This window comes from Pedobacter sp. 01T416_2, assembly GCF_056398925.1.
This window is the reverse complement of the sequence record NZ_JBFTQI010000258.1, coordinates 1-7,235: the sequence shown is the minus strand read 5'-3', so window position 1 is coordinate 7,235 and position 7,235 is coordinate 1. Positions and strand designations below refer to the sequence as shown.

Sequence of the window (7,235 nt, the reverse complement as noted above, 5' to 3'; positions counted from 1 at the left end):
TCTGACTGATTTTCTTCCAAAATCTATCGAGTTCCTTTTGTCTTGCTTTGCCTTCTTTTTTGCCATTTTCTTTCCATTCTTTTACGCAAGCTCCTTTGTCAATAATTAATTTAACATAATCTAATTTATCCTTTTTCATTTGGCCTATTTCCCAAAGAGCCAAGGCACAAGATGTRACATAGATTTCATTGTCGAAGTCGTCGAAGTATTCARCTTGAATTAGTGGAAATTCCTTTTTTATAATGTCGAGGTCCGCTCCGCTGTCATACAAATCCATAATTCCCCAATATGTATCGTGAGCTGTGTCTCCGTCAATTATTTTAACGCCGTCTGTTGCCATTAGTCTCTGTCTTTAAGGTTTTCCATAACTATTTTCTGCAACCAATAAAAATTCTTGGTGCAAAGCTAAAACCTGTTCAATTATAGATTGTTGCTCATCATTTATGATAAAATGATCGGCCATTTTTGTCTTTTCTTCGTCGCTTAACTGTTTATCCATACGTGCCTTCACTTGCGTTTCAGTAACACCATCGCGTTGCATTAAACGCTTTAATTTAACTTCGTAAGGGGCGGTAACCAAAATTGTAGTATCGCACAATTTATAAGAGCCGCTTTCGAACAGTATTGCTGCTTCTTTTAAAGTATAAGGAACTGTTGAAGGAATGGTTTCTTCCCAGGCATCAAATGCCCTAAAAACTGCCGGATGAACCAATGCATTTAATTTTGCAAGCGCTTCCTCGTTATTAAAAACAATGCCAGCGATATGCTTGTTATTTAGGCTTCCATCTTCGAAATAACTTTCTTTCCCGAAAGTAGATTTAATTCCCTCCACCAACAAAACATCTTTGCACATGATTTCTTTAGCAACAGTATCGGCGTAAAACACAGGGATCCCCAACACTTCGAAAACCTTACAAACCGTTGTTTTACCACTGCCTATCCCGCCTGTTATACCTACTTTATACATTATTTTTCTACAATAAAATCTATTTTGGAAGGCATTACGCTTACCAGTTTACAATAATCAGGAAACTCGGTTATCCTCACTGTAAACTGACGATGCTTTAAAATTTGCCATTCGTCTACATCAATGGTAGCGGTAATAAAACTTTCGTCAACCTGATCGTAATTACTTAACGCGACTAAGAAGGTAACTTTAACTTTTTTAGGATATAGTTTAAGATTGTTATAATTCCTATTGTTTGTAATTTTTAACGGTACTTCGATAGTCTTCTCCGTAAACTCATCAACAGGTAATCTAACCTCTACAGACGAAGGATAAATGCTTACATTTTTATGGATACTGTGCTGTAAGGCAATCCTGGTCGTGCTACTGCTTTGTATTTTATCCTGCTTAAGTGTATCTGTAGGCCAGAACTTTATTTTGGCTAGCTCCTCTACAGGGCCCGCCACTTTAACATATTTCGGGTTAAGAATAACCTCACTAGAAATGCCATATTGCTTTTCAAAGCTCAGTTTATCGATCAGTTTTACAGGAACTTTTTTCACTACACGTTTGGTGAAATCGAAATACAGGGTATCGGGTTTAACAGAAATTACCTTTTGTGTACTTTCTAACTGTCTGTTGATATTGAAAAGCTGATCGGAAAAAACAATAAAATCTTTGGTATTGAGCTGACTTAAATTAACAGAAACAGAGGGTGGACTRATCCTTAAACGGGCAAACAGCAATTGCCAGCCAGTGCCTTCTACCTGTAAATCTATCGTATCAGACTGTAAGGGATAAAATGCTCTTTTGGTAGGTGTGTTTTTAAAAACCAAAACGGTTTTTGCTACATAAATATATTTGTTGTTTAATGCCATAAAAAGCCATGCAGTTATGGCCAGCAGCAAGCAGGCCAATAAGCTAAACACACGTCTTTTTTCAATCTTCGTTAACCTAATGAAGGGCATAATAATAAATTAAATATTAGCTGTAAGCTGGAAAAATATTATCCAAAATGCATTTAATCAAATGTAGTAAAACAAAAACAGTCCCGAAAATTTTCGGGACTGCGCTTAAATTTTATTAATTTATTAGGCTTTAGGCGCTACAACTGCTTTGGTTGCATCTAAAGAAACTGCTGATTTATCGAAACGGATCTTTACACCGCCTTCAACCTCGATTAAAAAAGTTGTTTCATTCATATCGGCAATACGACCGTGAATACCTGCGGTAGTTACGATTTTATCCCCTTTTTTCAATTCTGCAACCAATTTTTTATGGTCTTTAGCTTTTTTAACTTGCGGACGGATCATGAAAAAGTAGAAAACTACCATGATTAGTACCATTGGTACGATTGTAGTTAGCGTGTTACTACCACCTGCTGCTGCCTGTAATATTACTGTTGATGTCATTTCTTATTTATTTGTGTTTTTTGTGAATAGTTGGTTATTTATGTGCAATTGCCATAAACAATCGAACCAATTTATTTTTTAGCAAGTACCTCTCCTACCAAATGAACAGTGCTTACCGTTGGATTTGCATTTGACGTTACGGTTACTACCTTATCTTGCATGCCCATTTTACCTTCGCTATTAAAAACTACGCTAATTACCCCTTCCTTACCAGGCAAAATAGGCTCACCAGGTACCTGAGGAACGGTACAACCACAAGTTGCTGTCGCATTTGAAACAATCAGTGGACTTTTACCTGTATTTTTAAGTTTGAAATCGTGCTTAACTTTCTCACCTTGTGTTATTTTACCGAAATCGAAAATATCTCGTTCGAAAACAATAACAGGCGCATCTGCCGGAGCAACTTTAGCTGTTTTTGAAGTATCATTGCCAACCGAAACAGCTGTCGCGGTTTCGCTGGTTTGATTATTTGCATTACGACATGCTGCAAATGAAAGCGCAGCAATAGCCAAGATAAATGTTCTTTTCATTTTTAATCTTCGATTAATCCGCGGCCAATCTTTTTAATGGTATTGTTTTTCTTAAGATCGCCTAAAATTTTGTCTAAAATACCGTTAATAAACGAATTACTCTTCGGTGTACTGTAATCTTTTGATAACTCTAAATATTCGTTGATGGTTACTTTAACCGGAATAGATTGAAAGTTTAACAATTCGCAAATGGCCATTTTCATTAAAATTGTATCCATTAATGCAATACGCTCCGATTCCCAGTTTTTGGTTCTATCGGCAATCATTTCCTGATATTTTGCATCGTTCTGCAAAGTATGCACAAAAAGATCCTGAACAAATTTGCTATCTTCAACCCAATCTGCACTAATTTCGGTCAGTTTGTTTTTAAAAGGATCTTCGAAAGTAAAGTTTTTCAAGGTTTTGGCCACCATACCTTTCATCACTTCGTGATCTACCTGCCAGTTGATAAATTTCTCTTCGAAAACCTGCAAAATGGCCTGGTTTTTTAAGATGATTTTCCTGAAAATGTATTTAATAATATCCTTTGATGATTCTAAACTTTCGTTTGGATCAGCAAGATAATCGGCATATTCTTTTGATGCTTTTAAGGAATTGTAAACTGTTTTACGGATTTCCGGATCGAAACCCCAATCTACCTTGTATTTTTTAACCGCAGAAACGTATTCGGGATTCTGCTGCATTAAAACGCTAAACTTATTGTGCAGCAATTTCATGTTGGGATTAATATCCTCTGCGGTTTTAATAAACTTATTTGCGCGCTCTGCGGCGTCGTTAGCAGTAAATTCGGTAACTTCTACCATTAAAGATAACATCCAGATGTACATTTCGTACACGCTATCGATGCTCTGCATTAAAGTTTTCAAATCACCTTTAATGTCTTTTTTGTCTGCCATGTGCCAAGCAAAAATATTTTGCAAAGCTTTGATTCTTAAGTGCCTTCTGTTTAACATGAATGTAAGAACGAGTGCGGTTTTTTAAAACCTGTTTTAATAATTATGATTTAATATGACGATTTAATTTTTTTAACATCTGCAATCCGTTTCTCGGCAATGCGATTGGCTGCAATATTTGTTGATATATTTTCGGTTTTGCTTAACTTAATCACACTTCTTGTAGCATCGTAAATATTCTCTGTAAGCTGTACGGTGCGTTTTTTACCAAAACCCGTTAACTCAGAATAACAAGAAATTAATCCACCAGCATTAATTAAATAATCAGGTGCAAATAAAATCCCTTTCTTCAAAAGTAATTCGCTGTCTAAAACCTCATCTTTTAACTGATTGTTTGCTGAACCTGCAATAATTGCAAACTTCATTTTTTCGATGGTTTTGTTGTTAACGGTAGCACCCATTGCACATGGAGCATAAACATCGGCATCTGTTGTAAAAATTTTATCGGCTTCGATCGGTTTTGCTTTATATTTCCGGGCAACGTAAGTTAGTTGTTCCTGGTTAATATCGCTGATCAAAACTTCGGCGTTTTCTTTTCTTAACAGTGCAACCAAATGCTCGCCAACATTTCCGATGCCTTGTACTACAATGGTTCTACCAGCAAGCATATCCGTACCGAAAACCTCTTTAACACTGGCTTTAATGCCTAAATAAACACCTTGCGCAGTAAAAGGAGCCGGATTACCAGCACCACCAATTGATTCGGGAACGCCAGTAACATAATTGGTTTCCATACGGATATATTCCATATCACGTGTATTGGTACCCATTTCTTCTGCCGTAATGAATTCGCCATTTAGGTTTTTAATAAACCTACCGTAGCTACGCATTAAAGTTTCTGTTTTATCTTTCCTGGAATCGCCGATAATTACGCCTTTTCCWCCACCCAGATTCAATCCAGTTATCGCTGCCTTGTAAGTCATTCCGCGCGATAAACGCAGTGCATCTTCTAAAGCTTCGCCTTCTGTACTATAACTCCACATACGTGTTCCGCCTAAAGCAGGGCCCAATGTAGTATCGTGTATAGCAATAATTGCTTTTAAACCTGTATCTGGATCGTTGCAAAAAACCAACTTTTTATGGCCATAGACACTTAATTGATCTAAAATTGAAAAATCTGACGGAGAATTTGCTGGCATATTGAACGTTCGGCTAACCTGCTGCAAAATTAAAATAAAAAACCATTATTACACGTATTTAACGAAACTATAACAAAATTAATTCGATTGCAGCTAAATTAATAAACCTTTGAGATTTTTAAAACGTTATAGGATTATAATAAATTGATTAAAAAAACGCGGTTAAATTCACTAATGTTTGGTTCGTGAGGACACGAACAAGGCGTAAGAAGCGAATGAGCTAAACATCCAATGCTTTTCAGTTTCTATAATTAAACTGACAACAGATTTCGTTTAACCAAGCCCTACTGCCATAGTTAAATAAACCTGATAGCAATGCAAAGCCCGATCCTTCAATCGGCTTGAAATGGATAGCAGGGCTACTATAACGATGAAAGGCAGAACCGCTCGTTTTCAAAAAGCAAACATATTTGAAAGCAAGCCCTACAAATAACATTTTGCGCCAACAATGTCATTAATTTTTAAAGCTTAGACCAGAATAGATAAATATGCATCATGAAATAACAAAATTAGCTAAGTTTGTATGGAATGAAACATTTAAGCCGATTAAACAAATACTTTCTTAAATACAAATGGTGGATTATACCCGGAAGTATTTTCGTGGTAATTTCTAATATTTTTGGTGTAGTGCCAGCCCAGGTAATTGGTTATGCAGTTGACCTGATTACCGAAAACATTCAGGTATTTAATCTCTTTTACGGTTTCGATCGCCAGGCTATAATTTACGATATATTTAGCAGCAATCTTCTGTTTTTCGGCTTGTTAGTTATTGCTCTTTATTTATTGCGTGGATTGTTCCTATTCTTTATGCGCCAAACTATTATTTTAATGTCGCGGCATATAGAGTTCGATATGAAAAACGATATTTACCAACATTACCAGGAGCTTAGCCTGGGTTTTTACCGCCGGAATAACACAGGCGACTTAATGAACCGTGCCACAGAAGATGTTAACCGGGTAAGGATGTACGTTGGTCCGGCGATTATGTACACGATTAATACTTTTGTGTTATCGGTACTAATTATCTGGTCGATGTTTGATGTAAATGCAAAACTAGCCATTTATTGCTTATTACCCCTCCCTTTTCTGGTGGTGATTATATACTATGTAAATACTTTGATCTTTAAAAAAAGCGGGAAGATACAGGAACGTTTGTCAGATCTTTCGAGTTTTGTGCAGGAGCGTTTTTCGGGGATCCGGATCATTAAATCATATGTTCGTGAAGATTATACCAGAAACATGTTCTCCATCCAGAGCAACGATTATAAAAAAGATTCGATGAGCCTGGTTAAAGTATCGGCCTTGTTTTACCCTACTATGCTTTTATTAATTGGCCTGAGTACCATTTTAACCATATACATTGGCGGTATCCAGGTGATGAATGGCAGTATCACCGCAGGGAATATTGCTGAATTTATCATTTACATCAACCAGTTAACCTTTCCGGTAACCATGCTGGGCTGGGTTACTTCTTTAATCCAGCGGGCTGCCGCATCGCAAAAAAGGATAAATGAATTTTTGGATATCCCATCTGATATCCAATCGAAAGAAACTGCTGAAATTGAGCTAAATGGCAATATCAAGTTCGACCAGGTAAGTTTTACCTACCCAGATACAGGGATTGAAGCCTTAAAAGATGTGAGTTTTGAGATTAATAGTGGCGAATTTGTAGCCATAATCGGAAAAACGGGCTCCGGAAAATCGACATTGGCCAATCTGATTATGCGCATGTACGATGTAGAAAATGGTGCTATTGATATTGATGGAAAAAATATTAAAGCCTTAAATCTAAAAGATTACCGTAGTCAGATTGGCTTTGTACCACAAGAGGTTTTCTTATTTTCTGATACGATAAAGCATAATATTGCCTTTGGTTTAGACCAGGTTACGGATGAAGAGGTGCATACTGCTGCTAAAAACGCCTCGGTTTACACCAATATTATCGATTTTGAAGAAAAATTCGAAACCATGCTGGGCGAACGTGGAATAACCCTCTCTGGAGGTCAAAAACAACGCGTTTCTATCGCCAGAGCATTGATTAAATCACCTAAGATTTTAATATTCGATGATTGTCTTTCGGCGGTTGACACTAAAACCGAGGAGGAAATACTACAAAATCTTGGTAAAATTATGGATGGAAAAACAAGTATTTTAATTGCCCACAGGATTTCTACCATTAAAAATGCGGATAAGATTTTGGTGCTGGATAATGGCAAAATCATTGAACAAGGCACACACAATGAATTACTTAGTTT

8 protein-coding genes are annotated in these 7,235 nt (G+C 36.7%); 1 reads left to right on the top strand and 7 read right to left on the bottom strand.

Annotated elements, in window-relative coordinates; all coding sequences use genetic code 11:
* The 7 genes from AC1DPQ_RS12635 to AC1DPQ_RS12605 all read right to left on the bottom strand — a co-directional run.
* Positions 1-340: hypothetical protein (locus tag AC1DPQ_RS12635; RefSeq protein WP_477609556.1), on the bottom strand; the 340-nt coding region annotated here is incomplete at its 3' end.
* A 12-nt stretch (positions 341-352) separates the two neighbouring features.
* Entirely contained in the window at positions 353-967 is a 615-nt protein-coding gene (coaE, locus tag AC1DPQ_RS12630; protein WP_477584579.1) for a dephospho-CoA kinase, read from the bottom strand.
* Positions 967-1,914 carry a YbbR-like domain-containing protein gene (locus AC1DPQ_RS12625; protein WP_477584578.1) on the bottom strand — a complete coding sequence of 316 codons (948 nt, stop codon included), beginning with the start codon at positions 1,912-1,914 and terminating at the stop codon, positions 967-969. Before AC1DPQ_RS12625 ends, coaE begins: the two co-directional genes overlap by 1 nt.
* Before the next feature lie 123 nt (positions 1,915-2,037).
* A complete protein-coding gene (gene yajC / locus AC1DPQ_RS12620) occupies positions 2,038-2,358 on the bottom strand; it encodes a preprotein translocase subunit YajC (protein WP_477584577.1) in 321 nt (106 codons plus the stop codon).
* Between the two features lie 71 nt (positions 2,359-2,429).
* Positions 2,430-2,888 (bottom strand): DUF1573 domain-containing protein, encoded by a 459-nt coding sequence (locus AC1DPQ_RS12615; RefSeq protein ID WP_230145119.1) that lies wholly within the window; start codon positions 2,886-2,888, stop codon positions 2,430-2,432.
* Between the two features lie 2 nt (positions 2,889-2,890).
* Positions 2,891-3,841: a transcription antitermination factor NusB gene (nusB, locus tag AC1DPQ_RS12610; protein ID WP_477609554.1), complete on the bottom strand. Its 951-nt coding sequence runs from the start codon at positions 3,839-3,841 to the stop codon at positions 2,891-2,893.
* 50 nt (positions 3,842-3,891) lie between these two features.
* A complete protein-coding gene (locus AC1DPQ_RS12605; protein ID WP_029275979.1) occupies positions 3,892-4,980 on the bottom strand; it encodes a Glu/Leu/Phe/Val family dehydrogenase in 1,089 nt (362 codons plus the stop codon).
* Between the two features lie 528 nt (positions 4,981-5,508).
* On the opposite strand from AC1DPQ_RS12605, the gene AC1DPQ_RS12600 reads away from it, so the two are divergent.
* The coding region (locus AC1DPQ_RS12600; protein WP_477609552.1) for an ABC transporter ATP-binding protein at positions 5,509-7,235 on the top strand (1,727 nt) is incomplete at its 3' end.